The following is a 15,838-nucleotide window of genomic DNA, read 5'->3' as shown; positions in this document are numbered from 1 at the left end:
CGTCGGAAGAACGGCATGTGCATTATTCATTGCTCTTCCTTTCAACCATGATCTCATGTATGACGACAATGAAACTGGTTTCATCATTAGCGTTAAAAACAACTTCGGTCGCTTTGGGAAATCTCTCGACGGGAACCGAAATCGCAAACACTCCTTCACCGGGGCATTCACCTATATCCGCCACCCAATATGAAGCACCACCACGCCGTAGTCGTATCGAAAATGATGCTGCCGTTTGGGGATTACACATATACGTGATGTCATATCGATGAGTACGATCGGCCACCATATCAATGGGGATGATTCCGGTACCGGAAAATTCTCCGGAACCTAAAGGACGGATATCCTCCAGACCTTGCGATCGAGAAGCAACATAACGCTCTCGCGCATATGTTTCCAAACCTTCTACTGTGAATTCTTTATATGTTTTCTGCTCCTTCGATGAAGACGGAGATCTTATATCGTTACCGGATTGCAAAGAGGCGGATTGATACGACAACCCACAGAGCAGCAGCACTGCTAAAAAAACCAAAAGACAGCTACGAGTTGCTTTTCTCATCCCACACACTCTCTGCAACCAGTCGGATGCTATAACCAAGCGATGAATCTCCAATGATTCATCACCCTAAGAGCCTTTACTCTTATATTTGTTAGGCATAACATATGCTACATATGATACACAAGTCGAGCAATACTTCATTTGTGAATAATTCATTCCAAGCATACTCGATGTGTGTATATATAATTCTTATGGCACACCCAAGTGCAAATAGTGGCACTGCAAGCCCACACACAAGAGATAGAACCTATGACAAGCACAAAGGATTCATGTTTGACATCATCGACTCCCATGACGGAAATAGCCATCGTCGACAACGACGCACGTTCCTTGGATTCCTTATACCGGCTTTTGACCGAACGTCTACCGACAGCCCGTGTCATATGGATGGCCCAGTCAGCCAAGGAAGCGATGCTTCTGACCAAGACACATGTTCCGTCCTTATTGCTGCTGGACATGTCGCTGGAAGGAGTTCAGGGGACCAGTGCGTGCAGGCGCATACGGAAACGGTCCCTTGACTTCCCTATTCTCGCGATGACGAGTTTCTCGCTGAACCTGTATGAGGTGAAAGCGAAGGCCGCCGGTGCACAGGGACTGGTCAGCAAGAATACCGAAGACGACCTCGTCACCGCCATCGACTCGGTGATCCGCAACGGTTCGATGACGGGCTTCGAATCACGGCAGCTCGCGCACATCCGTCTGATGAATGAGACGGATCACGATCAACGGCTCACGTTGCGGGAGGAGGAGATCATCAACCTGTGTGCGGATGAGGGACTGCTCGATACCGAAATCGCCGGCAGACTCGGCATTTCGGAGGCGACCGTGCGCAAACATATGCAGCACATCATGCAGAAACTCGGAGCGCGGACGGCGCGTCAGGCGGTGGCGATATGGCTTTCACCACGTGGCTGAACCTCGGGAAGGCGCCAACGCCTTTGATTCCCCCGCTAAAGGCACGTGTCGCCCTCTCATCGGCCTTCTCGTCGTTGCTTATCATCCAATGGGCGTACAATCCCCCGTCCGGCGGAATCGCATTGGCTCTCTCGCTCATGCAGGAGGCCTTGCTCATCGGCACCAGCATCCTGCCTCTGCCATCCTCCGTAGCACTCATCGTCATCGACGGTCTGACGACGGTCTGTTCCAACGGCACGGGTCCCACGTCCACGTTCAGCGTGCTGTACGCGTTGGGATTGTTGGCGTATATGACCTCCGACCGCATGGCGGCGGCGCTGACCATCGCGATGATCCTGTTGCAGGTGGTCTACACCGGACTCCCGAACGGCTGGAACGTCGACTGGTACGTATTCATATCCCTCATACCGTTCAGCGTCATGGCGTCACTCGTCGGGCGATCGCTGCGTTGGCGAGAGGACGGATTCAGACGACAGGTGAAACTCGCCCAAGCGGAGGACGATCTACGCCAAGTAGCGTTCACCGCGCGTGCCGCCCAGCGTATGCATGACGCCGTCACCGGGGAATTGTCGCTCATCGCACGCATGGCCCAACGTCATATCAGAGCAGGCGGCAACGATATCGACGATTGGCGTCAGATCAATGAGTCGGCGCTCAATGCGCTGGACAATACGCACAAGGTCGTCGATTCCCTCAACGAATGGGACCACGGCATCCATGGCACGACGTCCTCGGAGACGGAAGCGTTTGCCGATCGCCTTCATCGGGTTTTGGACGACAACGACAGACGCATAAACCGTCTCGGTTTCGAAGGCGGGAGCGTCCTCGGCATCGACGACGACCCCGCCCCGATGAGCGAAGAGCGGATGGCCCTCTGCACCGGATTCATCGGCGAACTCTACGCCAATATCATCAGGCATGCGAAACGGGAGTCATATGAGGTTTCCGTCGTATGGAACGGCAACGGCATCGAAGTCACCACCTCCAACGCATTGTCCGACGAGGAGCTGCCACGGCATGGGCAGGGCATGACGTACTACCGACGTGAAATCGAACGCATCGGCGGTGCCTTCGTCACGGGGCGACTGGATGACGGTACATGGTATTCGTTCGCGGCCATTCCCCCACAATCCCATGGTCGGGACCAGCAAAGCTGATCCCGACCGATTCCAAGGAAATGGAGAACATCACCTGCCGAGCTTGTCGAGCAGGAGGGCTTCGGTGATGACGTTGTTCTTCAGGCCGGACAGCGAGATGGATTCGTTGGGGCTGTGCGCGTTGGCCTTCGGATCCTCCGGGCCGGTGACGAGCACCTGCGCCTCGGGGAAGATGCGCTGCAGTTCGGGGATGAACGGGATGGACCCGCCTTCGCCCTTGTTGATCGGGGCGACGCCGAACGCCTCCTCCATCGCCTCGAGCGCGTCCTTGGTGGCGACCGCGTCCGGATCCATGCCCCAGCCCATCCCGTTCTCCAGCTTGGTCACCTCGACCTCGGCGCCGAACGGCGCGTGGGTTTCGAGGTACGCGGCGAGCGCGGCCTGCGCCTCTTCGGGGCGCTGGTTCGGCGCGGTGCGCAGGGAGAGGCGGAAGCGGGTCTCGGGACTGATCACGTTGAACGAGCCGTCGACCGGGTGCGCGTCGAAGCCGATGACGGTCAGGCTCGGCTTGGTCCACAGGCGCGAGGCGAGCGAGCCGGTGCCGGCGAGCGCGTAGGAGTCGACGACGCCGGCATCGGCGCGCACGGATGCCTCGTCGAGGTCGCGCTGGAGGCCGCCGATCGGCTCCTCGGCGGCGACGCCGGGCACGGCGAGGTCGCCGTTCGCGTCGTACAGGGAGGCGATGAGCATCGCGGCGAGCGTGTTCGAGTCGAGAATCGGCCCGCCGTACTGTCCGGAGTGGACCGGGTGCTTCAGTCCGCGCACGGTCACGTCCACGCAGGTGTTGCCGCGAAGCGAGGTGGTCAGGGACGGGATGTCCGCCGACCAGTTGCCGGAGTCGGCGACGATGATGACGTCGGATTCGAACTCGGCCTTGTGCGCCTCGATGAACGGGATGAAGCTCGGGGAGCCCATCTCCTCCTCGCCTTCGATGAACACCTTGACGTTGACCTTGAGGTCCTGGCCAAGCGCCTTCAACGCGCCGGAGTGGATGGCGATGCCGCCGCCGTCGTCGGCGGAGCCGCGGCCGTAGAGGCGGCCGTCGATCTCGGTGCCGACGAACGGGTCGGTGTCCCATGCGGACGCGTCCGGCACGGGCTGCACGTCGTGATGCGCGTAGAGGAGCACGGTGGGCGCGGACTCGTCGACGATGCGCGAGCCGATGACCTCCCACGCGCCAGGCGTGCCGTCCGGGTTCGAGGACTGGACGACCTTCGCGTCGACGCCGACCTCGCGCAGCTGGTCGGCGACGAATTCGGCGGACCGCTTCATATGCTCGCCGGTGATGCCCTCCGCGGACACGGACTTCAAGGCGATCTTGCGGTTGAGGACGTCGACGATGCGCGTCCAGTCGGATTCCACGCGGGCGCGGACCTCGTCGGGGGTGAGCCTGGCCATGTGCCTCTCCTTATATATAGGTGTCGTACAGTCGCGCACGGTCGGCGCATCCGGCCGCGACCGGCCTCCCGGCCTTGTTTTGGTGCCGTTTCGCCGCCCTGCGCGCGTCTAGACGTCACCGTAACCTGCAAGCATGACATGGAACCCGTTGAAGAAGAAGGAATCCGCGCAGGAGCCGGTCGGGGAAGCGACCGAGCAGCCTGCGAAGCCGGTGAAGAAGGACCGTACGAAGAACGCGCCCACCCCGAAGATGAAGCAGGCGCAGGCCGCTGGCGTGCGTCCGCTGGTGCCGACCGACCGCAAGGCGAGCGCGAAGGCCGCGAAGGCGAAGCTGCGCGAGCGTGAGAACGCCGAATACGAGGCGATGCAGAAGGGCGACATCAACCACATGCCGAAGGCGGAGCGTCTGCCGTGGCGCATCTACATCCGCGACTACGTGGATGCCCGCTTCAACATCGGCGAGTTCTTCATCCCGGTGGCATTCGTCATCCTCATCGGTTCGATGATCGTCACCTCCGTCTCCCAGAACCAGACCGCCTCGATGATCATGATGCTGCTCATGTACGTGTACCTGGCGGCCGTGGTGCTCGACGTGTGGCTCATGTGGCGCAAGCTCAAGAAGAAGCTCGTCGCCAAGTATGGCGAGCGCGCGGTGGCGAAGGGCTCGCGTTCCGCGTCCTACGCGTGGAGCCGCGCCATCCAGGTGCGCCGCTGGAGGCTTCCGAAGCCGCGCGAGAAGAAGCGCGGCCACTTCCCGGAGTGATATGCACCCGACGGACTGATGAGGGGTGGATGGGCTGATGCCCGTCCACCCCTCATTGTTGTTGTCTACCCCTCAGTCAGCTTCGCTGACAGCTCCCCTGCAAGGGGAGCCGAAGACGATATCCGTTTGTCAGCTCCTCGGTCGGCTTCGCTGCAAGGGGAGCCGAGGGCCGTGCGTCTATCATGGGCACCATGACTGAACAATTTGACATCGCGATCATCGGCGCGGGACCCGGCGGATACTCGGCGGCGTTGCGGGCCGCGGAACTCGGCAAGTCCGTCGCCCTCATCGAACGTGACGCGACGCTCGGCGGCACGTGCCTCAACCGCGGGTGCATCCCGTCGAAGGCGCTCATCACCGCCACGCACACCATCGACACGGTGCGTCGTGCCGCCGAACTCGGCGTGCAGGCGCACGTGGACGGCATCGACTACGGCACGCTGCGCGACTACCGCGTGCACGTGGTCGAAACGATGACCGGGGGCCTGGCCGCCCTGCTCGCGCACCGCGGCGTCACCGTGTTCCACGGTGCGGCCACCGACCTGCGCGAGATCGCCGGAACCGCCGACGCCGCGGCCGGTGCGAACCTCGCCGTGACCGTCACCGGCGACCCGGTCGAACGGTTCCGCAAGGCGGAGGCGGCCGAGCCGATGGACCCGACGGTCGTCATCGAGGCCGGCGACGTGATCCTCGCGACCGGCGCCTCGCCCCGCCCACTGCCGGGCATCCCGTTCTCCGGCGCGCTCATCGACTCCACGCAGGCGCTGGAACTCGACGAGTTCCCCGCTTCCGCCGTGATCGTCGGCGCGGGCGCGGTCGCCATCGAATTCGCGTCCATGTGGAACGCGGCCGGCGTGGACGTGACGCTCCTCATCCGCAAGGACCGCGTGCTGTCGGGCTGGAACCGGCGCACCGCGACGACGCTGACGCGCGAACTGACGCGACAAGGCGTGAAGGTCGTCAAGGGCACCGCCGTGACTCGGGTGGACGTCGGCGCGAACCTCGGCGCGACCGTTCACTACACGCAGAACGGCGGCGAAGAACAGCAGGCGTGGGGCGAGATCGCACTGGCCGCGATTGGCCGCGACCCGAACACCCGGTTCGACTGGCTCGCCCGCGCCGGAGTCACGCTCGACGACCATGATTACGTGACGTGCGACGCGCTGGGACGCACGCACGCGCCACACGTGTGGGCGGTGGGCGACATCGTCGCCGGCCACGCGCTCGCACACCGCGCGTTCGAGCAGGGCGTGACGGTCGCCGAGGCGATCGCCGGGCTCGACCCGAAGCCGGTGGACGAGACCACCGTGCCGCAGGTCGTGTTCTCCCACCCGGAGGCGGCGTGCGTGGGCCTGACCGGCCAGGAGGCGACCGCCGACCCGGACCTCAACGACGTCAAGGAGACCACGTACCCGATGCTCGGCAACGCGCGCATGCTGATGAGCGGCGTCGGCGGCGCGATGACGGTCGTCAGCGGCGAACGCGCGGACAGGCCGGACGTGCCGGTCGTGCTCGGCGTGCACATCGTCGCGCCCGTCGCCTCGGACCTGATCGCCGAGGCGGAGCAGCTCGTCGGCAACCGGGTGCCGCTCGCCGAGGCGGCGCGGCTCATCCACCCGCATCCCACGTTCAGCGAGACGCTGGGCGAGGCGCTGCTCAAGGCGGACGGCCGCCCGCTGCACACGCGCTGACCGCGTGCATGCGTGCCCCGCGGCGCACGCCACGCCCCGGGGCACGCATGCTGGTAGAATCAACGGCCAGTATGCGCAAATCCGACTCCAAGCGAGGGAAGAATGGCTGACAAGGACGAGAAGAAGCCCAAGAAGAACAGCACGATCAAGCAGATCATCCAAATCTTCAAGTTCACCTACAAGGACGACAAGCAGCTGCCGTGGCTGTGCGGCGGCGCGTTCGTCGCCCCGATCGTGCTGGCCGTCATCCTCGGCGTCGTGATGCAGTGGATGTGGCTCACCTGGATCCTCACCATCATCGCCGCCGTCATGCTCGGCGTCCTGCTCGCCACGATGACGCTCACCAACCGCGCCGACAAGGTCGGATACAAGCAGCTGGAAGGCCGTCCGGGCGCTGCGGTCAGCGTGCTGAGCAACATGACGAAGGCCGGATTCACCTTCCCGGAGCAGCCCGTGTGGGTGGACGCCCGCACCAAGGACGCGATCTGGCGCGGCACCGGCTACAACGGCATCTACCTGCTCGGCGAAGGCTCCCACGACCGCATCAAGCGCCAGATGGACCGTCAGGAGCATGAAATCAAGGGCGTGACCGCCGGCTCCTCCATCCCCGTCTACCGCATCATCATGGGCGACGGCTCCAACGGCACCACGCGCCTGCGCGACCTGCGCAAGACCATCACGCACAAGAAGAGCTACGTGCCGTCCAACCACTCCAACAAGTTCATGGCCGCCATCCACCCGCGCCGCCGCTTCATCCTCACCAAGGAGGAGCTGGCCATCCTCAACGACCGTCTGCGCACGCTGCAGGCGAAGCGCGGCTACGGCATCCCGAAGGGCGTCGACCCGAACCGCATGCAGAAGGTCAGCCGCCGCGCCATGCGCGGACGCTGACGCCACGCGGCGCTTCCCGAGCCACAGGCCCCGGTCGTCACCGACGACCGGGGCCTTCGCATATCCGGACGCGTCCGCGTTCTGGACGCTCGCGCGGCGGCCACTCCCGTCGCGAGACTGCGGCGAACCGCGCCAACGCAACGATTGACGGTTCCCGTTACCAGTCACGAAACATTCTCGTAACCGAAGTTTCGAGCGCGCGAAACGCGCGTTCCTATGCTTTTACCCTGTAAATCATTTCGATAAAAGGAGCGATCGTGGCTGAGAACAAGATCTTCGCCCATACGCCGGAAGAGGCCGAAGCCCTCATCAACAAGGAAGGCGTCGAGTACGTCTCCGTCCGTTTCACCGATCTGATCGGCGTGCAGCAGCACTTCACCGTTCCGGTCAGCGAGTTCCTGGACAACGCGTTCACCGACGGCATGCCGTTCGACGGCTCGTCCGTGCAGGGCTTCCAGGCCATCAACGAATCCGACATGAAGCTGGTCCCGGACGTGACCACCGCCTTCATCGATCCGTTCCGCAAGCACAAGACCCTGGACGTCTCCTTCTCCATCGTCGACCCGCTGACCGATGAGCCGTACTCCCGCGACCCGCGTCAGGTCGCCGGCAAGGCCGAGGCCTACCTGAAGTCCACCGGCATCGCCGACACCGCGTCCTTCGCGCCGGAGGCCGAGTTCTTCATCTTCGACAAGGTCCGTTACGAGAACTCCGCCCAGCGCTCCTTCTACGAGGTGGACTCCATCGAGGCCCCGTGGAACACCGGCGTCGACACCGAAGAGGACGGCACCCCGAACATCGGCTTCAAGAACCGCGTCAAGCGCGGCTACTTCCCGGTCCCGCCGATCGACCACAACCAGGATCTGCGCGACGACATGGTCGCCAACCTGCAGAAGGTCGGCCTGCAGCTCGAGCGTTCCCACCACGAGGTGGCGGGCGCCGGCCAGCAGGAGATCAACTACCGCTTCAACACGCTGCAGCACGCCGGCGACGACCTGATGAAGTACAAGTACGTCGTCCACGAGACCGCCGCCCTCGCCGGCAAGTCCGTGACCTTCATGCCGAAGCCGATCGCCGGCGACAACGGCACCGGCATGCACTGCCACCAGTCCCTGTGGAAGGACGGCAAGCCGCTGTTCTACGATGAGCAGGGCTACGGCGGCCTGTCCGACATCGCCCGCTGGTACATCGGCGGCCTCATCAAGCACTCCTCCGCGGTCGTCGCGTTCACGAACCCGTCGCTGAACTCGTTCCATCGTCTGGTCCCGGGCTTCGAGGCCCCGGTCTCGCTGGTCTACTCGGCCCGCAATCGTTCCGCCGCCATCCGCATCCCGCTGGCCGGCACCTCCCCCGCCTCCAAGCGCATCGAGTTCCGCGCCCCGGATCCGTCCTGCAACCCGTTCCTGGCCTTCTCCGCCCAGATGATGGCCGGCCTCGACGGCATCCTGAACCACATCGAGCCGCCGGCTCCGGTCGACAAGGACCTCTACGAGCTGCCGCCGGAAGAGCACGCGAACATCAAGCAGGTGCCGAGCTCCCTCGGCGAGGCGCTGAACGCCCTCGAGGAGGACAACGACTTCCTCACCGCCGGCGACGTGTTCACCCCGGATCTCATCGAGACCTGGATCGAGCTGAAGCGCGACGAGATCGACCAGGCCCGCCTGGCCCCGACCCCGCTCGAGTACGAGCTCTACTACCACATCTGATTCTTGCCGAATCGCATGTGCAAGACCCCGCGGTCCACACGGATCGCGGGGTCTTCCCGTTTCCGGGAATCTCGGGAATCTTCGGGCGGCGGATTCCCCAGGTTCCGACCGAAGCCCGCCGCAAGCGGCTATGATGGGAACTGCACAGACCCCGACGGCGCATGGATGCGTTCGGCGGGGCACGAATCGGAGTCCCGGCTCGGGAATCCGACCGACGAGAAGGGAACATACGATGACCGACAACAACCAGGCACCCCAGCCGCAGAATCCCTACGGTCAGCCGGAATACGGCGCGGCCGCCCCGCAGACGCAGCCGACGCAGCCCGCGCAGCCGTCCCAGCCCCAATATGGCGCTCCGGCCCCGGCCACGCCGCAGTACGGCGCTCCCGCCCCCGCATACGGCGCGCCGCAGCAGAACCCGTACGCCCAGCCGGCTCCCGGCTACGGCGCGCAGCAGCCCGCCTACGGCCAGCCCGCCGCCGGCTACGGTTATGGCGCCCCGCAGCAGGCGCCGTACGGCGCTCCGGCCCCCGGATACCCCGCCCCGCAGCCCGTCGAGGAGAAGGGCTCGTTCGGCTGGGCCGTCCTCGGCTTCCTCATCCCGCTCATCGGCCTCATCCTGTTCCTCGTGTGGAAGGATTCCAAGCCCGGCGACGCGAAGATGGCCGGCATGGGCGCGCTCGTCTCCGTGATCGTCAGCGTGGTCCTGTGGCTGCTGCTCGTGATCATCGGCGTCATCGCCGGAGTGTCGTCGAACTTCGCCGTACTGCTGTGACGTGACGCGCTGACGCGATCCATCCGCATCGTGGGCGTGGGATGCCTCCCGAATCGGGGATTCATCCCGCGCCCACGTTTCGTATCACGCCATGTCCGCAACGCCGCGGGGAACGCGCCGTCACGGGCGTCACGCGTCTACAATCGCATCCTGAGGAGAGGATAACCGTGGCAGACAACGACAAGACCATTGAGAACGGGAAGACCAAGGCAGGAGCGGCGGTGAAGGCCGCTTTGGCGGCGAACATCGGCGTGGCGCTCGCGAAGTTCGCGGCGGCCGCGTTCACCGGATCGTCGTCCATGTTCTCCGAATCCGTGCATTCGGTGGCGGACTGCGCGAACGAGATCGTGCTGATGATCGGCGACCGGACCTCCGACCACAAGTCGGACGGCGACCATCCGTTCGGGTTGCACCGCATCAAATATCTGGCGAGCTTCATCGTGGCGACGCTCCTGTTCTTCGTCGGCGGCGTGTTCGCCGTCTCCCAGGCGGCGTCCAAGCTCACCGGGCTCATCGACGGCTCCCTGCCGCGCGAGGCGGAGCCCATCGAGCTCGTCGCCGCACTCGTCGTCGTGGGCGTCTCCGCCTGCCTGGAAGGCTACGGCCTGCACACGTCCATCCACGAGGCGCGTGAACGCATGAAGCGCGTCAAGGTGGAGAGCGATTCGCTGGTCAAGTTCTGGCGTCGCACCAAGTCCGCCGAACTCGCCTCCGTGATGATGGAGGATACGCTCGCGCTGATCGGCCTCGCGTTCGCAGGTCTCGGCATCGGACTGTCCATCGCGACCGGCGACGAACTCTATGATGCGATCGGCGGCCTCATGGTCGGCCTCGTGCTGGTGTGCGGCTCGGCGGCGCTCGCGTTCAAATCCGGTTCGCTGCTCATCGGCGAGGACATCGACCCGCGTACCCGCGAGATGCTGGTCGAGGCGGTCGAGGGCACGCAAGGCGTGAACCGGCTCATCAACATGCAGGCCATCCACATGGACGAGGACGCGGTGCTGCTGTGCATCAAGGTCGAGACCGACAAGTTCGACCGCGACTACGACGTACAGACCGTCGACAAGATCGAGACGAGCATCCGCACCGCCCTGCCGTGGTATGAATGGGAGATCTACGTCGAACCGGATATCTGGCGCGCCCAGCACTGAACCGCGACCGATCATCCGTCGACACCCTCGAAAGGACCATATGATGACCAACGACGACCAGCAGCCGCAGACGCCCTACGGCCAGGAGACGCCATCACAACCGGAGTACGGCGCGCAACAGCCGTACCAGCCAAACCCCGGATATGAGGCCCGGCAGCAGACACCGAACTATGGGTACGCCTCCACCTACGGGCAGCCCCAATACAGCCAATCCCCGTACGCCCAGCCCCAGTACGGCCAGCCCGCCTACGGATACGGATACGGCTACGGCTATGGCTATGGCTATGCGATGACCGATTCCGACCGGACCATGCGTCTGGTCGCCTTCGTGCTCAACCTCGTCACCACCATCCTCACGGGCTGGCTGATCATCCCGCTCGCCTGGGAGATTCCCATGACCGTCCACAGCTGGGGCGTCTACAAGGGCACCAAGGCCAACACCACCGCCTTCGCCGTCTGCGACCTGATCTTCCTCAATATGGTCGCCGGCATCCTGCTGCTCCTCAGCACGAAGGAGGCCTGACCCGTCCGGCACATCCCCACCGGTCCCTTCCGCGTCCGGGTAGAATCGATGCGGAAACCATCGGACACGGCCAAGGCGGGGATATGACGGACGAGCAGCTTTCATGGGATTTCGACGCGATGACGGCCGGCGACGGCGCATCCGGCGACACGACGCCGACCATCGTCGCCGACGAGGGCATTACGCATCTCACGCCCGGAAGCGAGGCGTGGATCGCCGCCCTGACCCCCACTGACGCGGACGCGACCCGTCTCGACCATCTCGACGTCAACACGCTGAACGCGGAGAACGCGGCGCGCCTGTGGGCGCGCGTCGCCGCGTGGGTGGAATCCGACCAGATCGCCTACTACATCGACGACGCGCCGGTTTCCTCCGATGCCGCCTATGACGCGCGACTGCGCTGCCTGCAACGATTGGAGGCCGCGTTCCCCGCGCTCGACAACCCGCAGAGCCCCACGCACCGGGTGGGCGGCACGTTCTCGAACGATTTCACGTCCGTACGCCATCCGAGCCGCATGATGAGCCTCGACGACGTGTTCTCCATCGAGGAGCTCAGGGACTGGTACGACTCGGTCATCCGCGACCTCGACTGGCCGGAGGGCAAAAAGCTGCCGATGAGCTGCGAGGTGAAGATCGACGGCCTCGCATTGAACCTCATCTACCGCAACGGCGTGCTGGAACAGGGGCTCACGCGAGGCGACGGCGTGACCGGCGAGGACATCACCCTGAACGTGCGCACCATCGGCTCCATCCCCGCGAACCTAGGCGGCGAGAAGGACGACATCCCCGAATTCGTGGAGATCCGCGGCGAGGTGTTCATGCGCTGGGACGACTTCCACGAGCTCAACCGCGAGCAGGAGGACGCGGGCCGCGCACCGTTCGCGAACCCGCGCAACGCGGCCGCCGGCTCGCTGCGCCAGAAGGACCCGCGCATCACCGCCACCCGTCGTCTGAGCTTCTATGCGCACGGCCTCGGCACGCTGCGCTGGGGCGCGAACGCCGCCGGGAAGCACGACCAGGTCGACGACCAGTCGGAGGCGTACGCCCTCTACGAGAAGTGGGGCGTGCCGGTCTCGCCGCACAACCGCACCGTCACGTCGTTCAGCGAGATCCTCGCGATGATCGACTACTACGGCGAACACCGCGGCGACATCGAACACGCGCTCGACGGCATCGTCGTCAAGGTCGACGACCTCGCATTGCAGCGCACGCTGGGCGCGACCTCGCGCGCGCCGCGCTGGGCCATCGCGTACAAGTACCCGCCGGAGGAGGTCAACACCGAACTGCTCGACATCACCGTGCAGGTGGGCCGCACCGGCCGCGTCACCCCGGTCGCGATCCTCAAGCCCGTGTACGTGGCCGGTTCGACGGTCGCCCGCACCACGCTGCACAACCCGTCCGAGGTGAAGCGCAAGAACGTGCTCATCGGCGACACGGTCGTCGTGCGCAAGGCGGGCGACGTGATTCCGGAACTCGTCGGGCCCGTGCTGGAACGCCGCAAGGGGCGTGAAGGCGAACTGCGCGAGTTCGTCATGCCGGAGCATTGCCCCTCGTGCGGCGCGAAGCTCGCGCCCGCCAAGGAGGGCGACAAGGATATCCGCTGCCCGAACGTGGAAAGCTGCCCGGCGCAGCTGACCGAACGCGTGATCTCGCTCGCCTCGCGCAAGGCGTTCGACATCGAGCATCTGGGCGACCAGTCGGCGATCGCGCTCACGAACCCGGAGGAGAACCGCCCCGATTCGGTCGCGACCTACGCGCCGAACATCACCGAAATCCTCGTCAAGCCCGGCGAGGAGCCGGAACCGTACGAGCCGGTCGAGGGACTGGAACTGCCCCAACGCCAGACACCGGTGCTGTCTAGCGAGGCCGGACTGTTCGCGCTGACCGCCGCCGACCTGCGCGACGTGCGCGTGTGGCGTGAGGCGCCAATCATCGAGATCCACGAGACCGTCGGCGCGAACGGGCGCAAGAAGAGGACCCGCAAGCGCGTGGGCGGTTCCGGACTGTGGCATCAGGTGCCCGCGTTCTGGACGGCCCCCGCGCCGGCGAAAAAGCTCACCGCCAAGCAGCTGGCGGCGCGCGCCGGCGCGACGACGACCGCCGACGACGTGACCGTGACCGCCTACCCGGACTACGACGTGCCGGCCGACGCGGTCGTCGTGCGTGTCGAGCATAAAAAGACGCGTGCCGGCGAGACCGACGTGCCGGTAGTCGTCCGCCCGGCGGAGAACACGCGCAAGATGTTCGACGAGATGGACAAGGCGCGTCACGCCGACCTGTGGCGTGTGCTGGTGGCATTGTCGATCCGCCGGCTCGGTCCGCCGACCGCGCGGCTCATCGCCTCGTCGCTCGGCTCGCTCGACGCGATCGAAGAGGCGAGCGTCGACGAGCTCACGCAGATCGACGGCGTGGGCCCGGAGATTGCCGAATCGGTGGTGCACTGGTTCACTGCCGCGAAGGAGCCCGGTGACTGGCGCGGCGAGACGCTGCGCGCGTGGCGTGCCGCCGGCGTGGGCGTCGCGGCCGCCGAGAAGAGCACGCTGCCGCAGACGCTCGCAGGCAAGACGGTGGTCGTCACCGGTTCGTTGGAAGGCTATTCGCGTGACTCCGCGAAGGAGGCGATTCTCGAACGCGGCGGCAAGGCGGCCGGGTCCGTCAGCAAGAAGACCGATTACGTGGTCGTCGGCGCGAACGCTGGCTCCAAGGCCACGAAGGCCGAGGAGCTCGGCATCCCCATGCTCGACGAGGCCCAGTTCCACATCCTGCTGGAGACCGGCGAGGTCCGAGCCACGGAAATCGAGGAACCCGCAGATATCGAGTAGGCCGGAAGCTCACGCCACGGCGAGCATGAGGAACGGCAGGACGATGGCGATCACCAGTAGCGCCACACCGGACAGCCGGATCCACGCCAAGGCGAAATCGGTGGGCTCGCCACCTTTGACGTCCAGCAGATGCTCCAGACGCCACAGCAGTTCCGGCTTCCACAGAAGGAACACGCCGGCGGCGACGAACACCAGTTCGAGTGCAGCCACTTGCAGGATAATCATCGCCGGCTTCCTTTCTCCCGTGTGTACATTCCATGATATATCTGGCATGCCGTGGGGCCGCACGCTACGCTGGTGTGCGGCATAACGACGATACGGCGACAAGAGGAGGACGCGTTGACGGACAGCAGGCACATCGAGGCGGCGATCTACGAGAGGCTGAGCAAGGTCATCGATCCGGAGCTGGGGCGTTCGGTCACGGACCTGGGCATGATCGCGGCGATCGACGCGACGCCCGCCGCCGCACGGAACGACGACGGCACCGCGGCCGACGCACGAGACGCCTACGACGTGACCGTGCACGTCGAACTCACCGTGCCTGGCTGCCCGCTGAGCGAGACCATCACGAACCAGATCAACGGCGCGGTCGCCTCCTATCCGGACGCGGACCTCACCCCGCATATCGAGGTTGGTTCGATGAGCCGCGACAAGCTCGACGACCTCGTCGCCGGACTCAAGGCGGAACGCAAGCAGAACCCGTTCAACAAGCCGGGCGTCAAGACCCGCATCTTCGCGATCGCCTCCGGCAAGGGGGGTGTCGGCAAATCGTCGGTCACCGCGAACCTGGCCGCCACGTTCGCCGCGCTCGGCTACGACACGGCCGCCATCGACGCGGACATCTACGGCTTCTCCCTGCCGCGCCTGTTCGGCGTGCATACGCAGCCCACGAACCTGAACGGCATGCTGATGCCCGTCACCGCGTGGGGCGTCAAGCTCATCTCGATCGGCATGTTCGCCGGCGCGGACCGCGCGATCCTGTGGCGCGGGCCGCGCCTGCAGCGTTCGCTCGAACAGTTCCTGTCCGACGTGTGGTGGGGCGAACCGGACGTGCTGCTGCTCGACCTCGCCCCCGGCACCGGCGACATGGCGATCTCGGTGGCGCAGGCGCTGCCCAACGCGGAGCTCGTGGTCGTGACCACGCCGCAGCCGAGCGCGTCCGACGTGGCCGTGCGCTCGGGTCTCGTCGCGCTGCAGGTGCCGATGAAGGTGCGCGGCGTCGTGGAGAACATGAGCTTCTACGAGCACAAGGGCGAGAAGCTGGAGATCTTCGGCCATGGCGGCGGCGAGCGCGTGAGCGAGCAGCTGACCGAGGCGCTCGGCTACGACGTGCCGCTGATGGCGCAGCTGCCGCTCGAACCGGAGCTGCGCGAGACCGGCGAGGCGGGCCGCCCGGCCGTACTGGACGCGGACGGCGCGTTGAGGACGGACGGCGTCGGCCCCGAGTTCAAGGCGCTGGCCGAGCGGCTGATGGCCGCGTGATTCGT

At 65.0% G+C, this 15,838-nt stretch carries 14 protein-coding genes; 11 read left to right on the top strand and 3 right to left on the bottom strand.

Annotated elements, in window-relative coordinates; genetic code table 11:
* Positions 1 to 22: 22 nt before the first annotated feature.
* Positions 23 to 559, bottom strand: coding sequence for a hypothetical protein (locus tag AC1AYX_RS02770; protein ID WP_476502078.1), 537 nt, complete (start codon positions 557 to 559; stop codon positions 23 to 25).
* Positions 560 to 808: 249 nt separating this feature from the next.
* Between AC1AYX_RS02770 and AC1AYX_RS02765 the strand changes: the two genes are divergently transcribed.
* Positions 809 to 1,474, top strand: coding sequence for a response regulator (locus AC1AYX_RS02765; RefSeq protein WP_476502077.1), 666 nt, complete (start codon positions 809 to 811; stop codon positions 1,472 to 1,474).
* A complete protein-coding gene (locus AC1AYX_RS02760; protein WP_476502076.1) occupies positions 1,453 to 2,631 on the top strand; it encodes a sensor histidine kinase in 1,179 nt (392 codons plus the stop codon). The genes AC1AYX_RS02765 and AC1AYX_RS02760 overlap by 22 nt, the downstream gene beginning before the upstream one ends.
* Positions 2,632 to 2,661: 30 nt before the next feature.
* On the opposite strand, the gene AC1AYX_RS02755 is transcribed toward AC1AYX_RS02760, so the two are convergent.
* Positions 2,662 to 4,029, bottom strand: coding sequence for a M20/M25/M40 family metallo-hydrolase (locus AC1AYX_RS02755; protein WP_476502075.1), 1,368 nt, complete (start codon positions 4,027 to 4,029; stop codon positions 2,662 to 2,664).
* 133 nt (positions 4,030 to 4,162) lie between these two features.
* Between AC1AYX_RS02755 and AC1AYX_RS02750 the strand changes: the two genes are divergently transcribed.
* The 8 genes from AC1AYX_RS02750 (at position 4,163) to ligA (ending at position 14,351) form a co-directional block, all read left to right on the top strand.
* Positions 4,163 to 4,792, top strand: a complete 630-nt coding sequence (locus AC1AYX_RS02750) for a DUF3043 domain-containing protein (RefSeq protein ID WP_476502074.1) — start codon at positions 4,163 to 4,165, stop codon at positions 4,790 to 4,792.
* A gap of 191 nt (positions 4,793 to 4,983) precedes the next feature.
* Positions 4,984 to 6,483: an FAD-dependent oxidoreductase gene (locus AC1AYX_RS02745; protein WP_476502073.1), complete on the top strand. Its 1,500-nt coding sequence runs from the start codon at positions 4,984 to 4,986 to the stop codon at positions 6,481 to 6,483.
* A 102-nt stretch (positions 6,484 to 6,585) separates the two neighbouring features.
* Complete coding sequence (locus AC1AYX_RS02740; protein ID WP_476502072.1) at positions 6,586 to 7,374, top strand: DUF4191 domain-containing protein; 789 nt, start codon at positions 6,586 to 6,588, stop codon at positions 7,372 to 7,374.
* Between the two features lie 257 nt (positions 7,375 to 7,631).
* Positions 7,632 to 9,080 carry a type I glutamate--ammonia ligase gene (glnA, locus tag AC1AYX_RS02735; protein WP_051922743.1) on the top strand — a complete coding sequence of 483 codons (1,449 nt, stop codon included), beginning with the start codon at positions 7,632 to 7,634 and terminating at the stop codon, positions 9,078 to 9,080.
* A 232-nt stretch (positions 9,081 to 9,312) separates the two neighbouring features.
* Complete coding sequence (locus AC1AYX_RS02730) at positions 9,313 to 9,855, top strand: hypothetical protein (protein WP_476502071.1); 543 nt, start codon at positions 9,313 to 9,315, stop codon at positions 9,853 to 9,855.
* A gap of 167 nt (positions 9,856 to 10,022) precedes the next feature.
* Positions 10,023 to 11,006 (top strand): cation diffusion facilitator family transporter, encoded by a 984-nt coding sequence (locus AC1AYX_RS02725; protein ID WP_476502070.1) that lies wholly within the window; start codon positions 10,023 to 10,025, stop codon positions 11,004 to 11,006.
* 40 nt (positions 11,007 to 11,046) lie between these two features.
* A complete protein-coding gene (locus AC1AYX_RS02720) occupies positions 11,047 to 11,529 on the top strand; it encodes a hypothetical protein (protein WP_476502069.1) in 483 nt (160 codons plus the stop codon).
* An 83-nt stretch (positions 11,530 to 11,612) separates the two neighbouring features.
* Positions 11,613 to 14,351, top strand: coding sequence for an NAD-dependent DNA ligase LigA (gene ligA / locus AC1AYX_RS02715; protein WP_476502068.1), 2,739 nt, complete (start codon positions 11,613 to 11,615; stop codon positions 14,349 to 14,351).
* A gap of 9 nt (positions 14,352 to 14,360) precedes the next feature.
* Here the strand turns inward: ligA and AC1AYX_RS02710 are convergent, their stop codons facing one another.
* The gene (locus AC1AYX_RS02710) at positions 14,361 to 14,576 is read right to left on the bottom strand and encodes a DUF6199 family natural product biosynthesis protein (RefSeq protein ID WP_476502067.1); all 216 of its coding nucleotides are present in this window, start codon (positions 14,574 to 14,576) and stop codon (positions 14,361 to 14,363) included.
* 114 nt (positions 14,577 to 14,690) lie between these two features.
* Between AC1AYX_RS02710 and AC1AYX_RS02705 the strand changes: the two genes are divergently transcribed.
* Complete coding sequence (locus AC1AYX_RS02705) at positions 14,691 to 15,833, top strand: Mrp/NBP35 family ATP-binding protein (protein ID WP_476502066.1); 1,143 nt, start codon at positions 14,691 to 14,693, stop codon at positions 15,831 to 15,833.
* The last annotated feature ends 5 nt before the right edge of the window (positions 15,834 to 15,838 follow it).

The sequence above is a fragment of the Bifidobacterium sp. LH_419 genome (genome assembly GCF_056356955.1).
The sequence above is the reverse complement of the archived record's forward strand: the minus strand, read 5'-3'. Positions and strand labels throughout refer to the sequence as shown.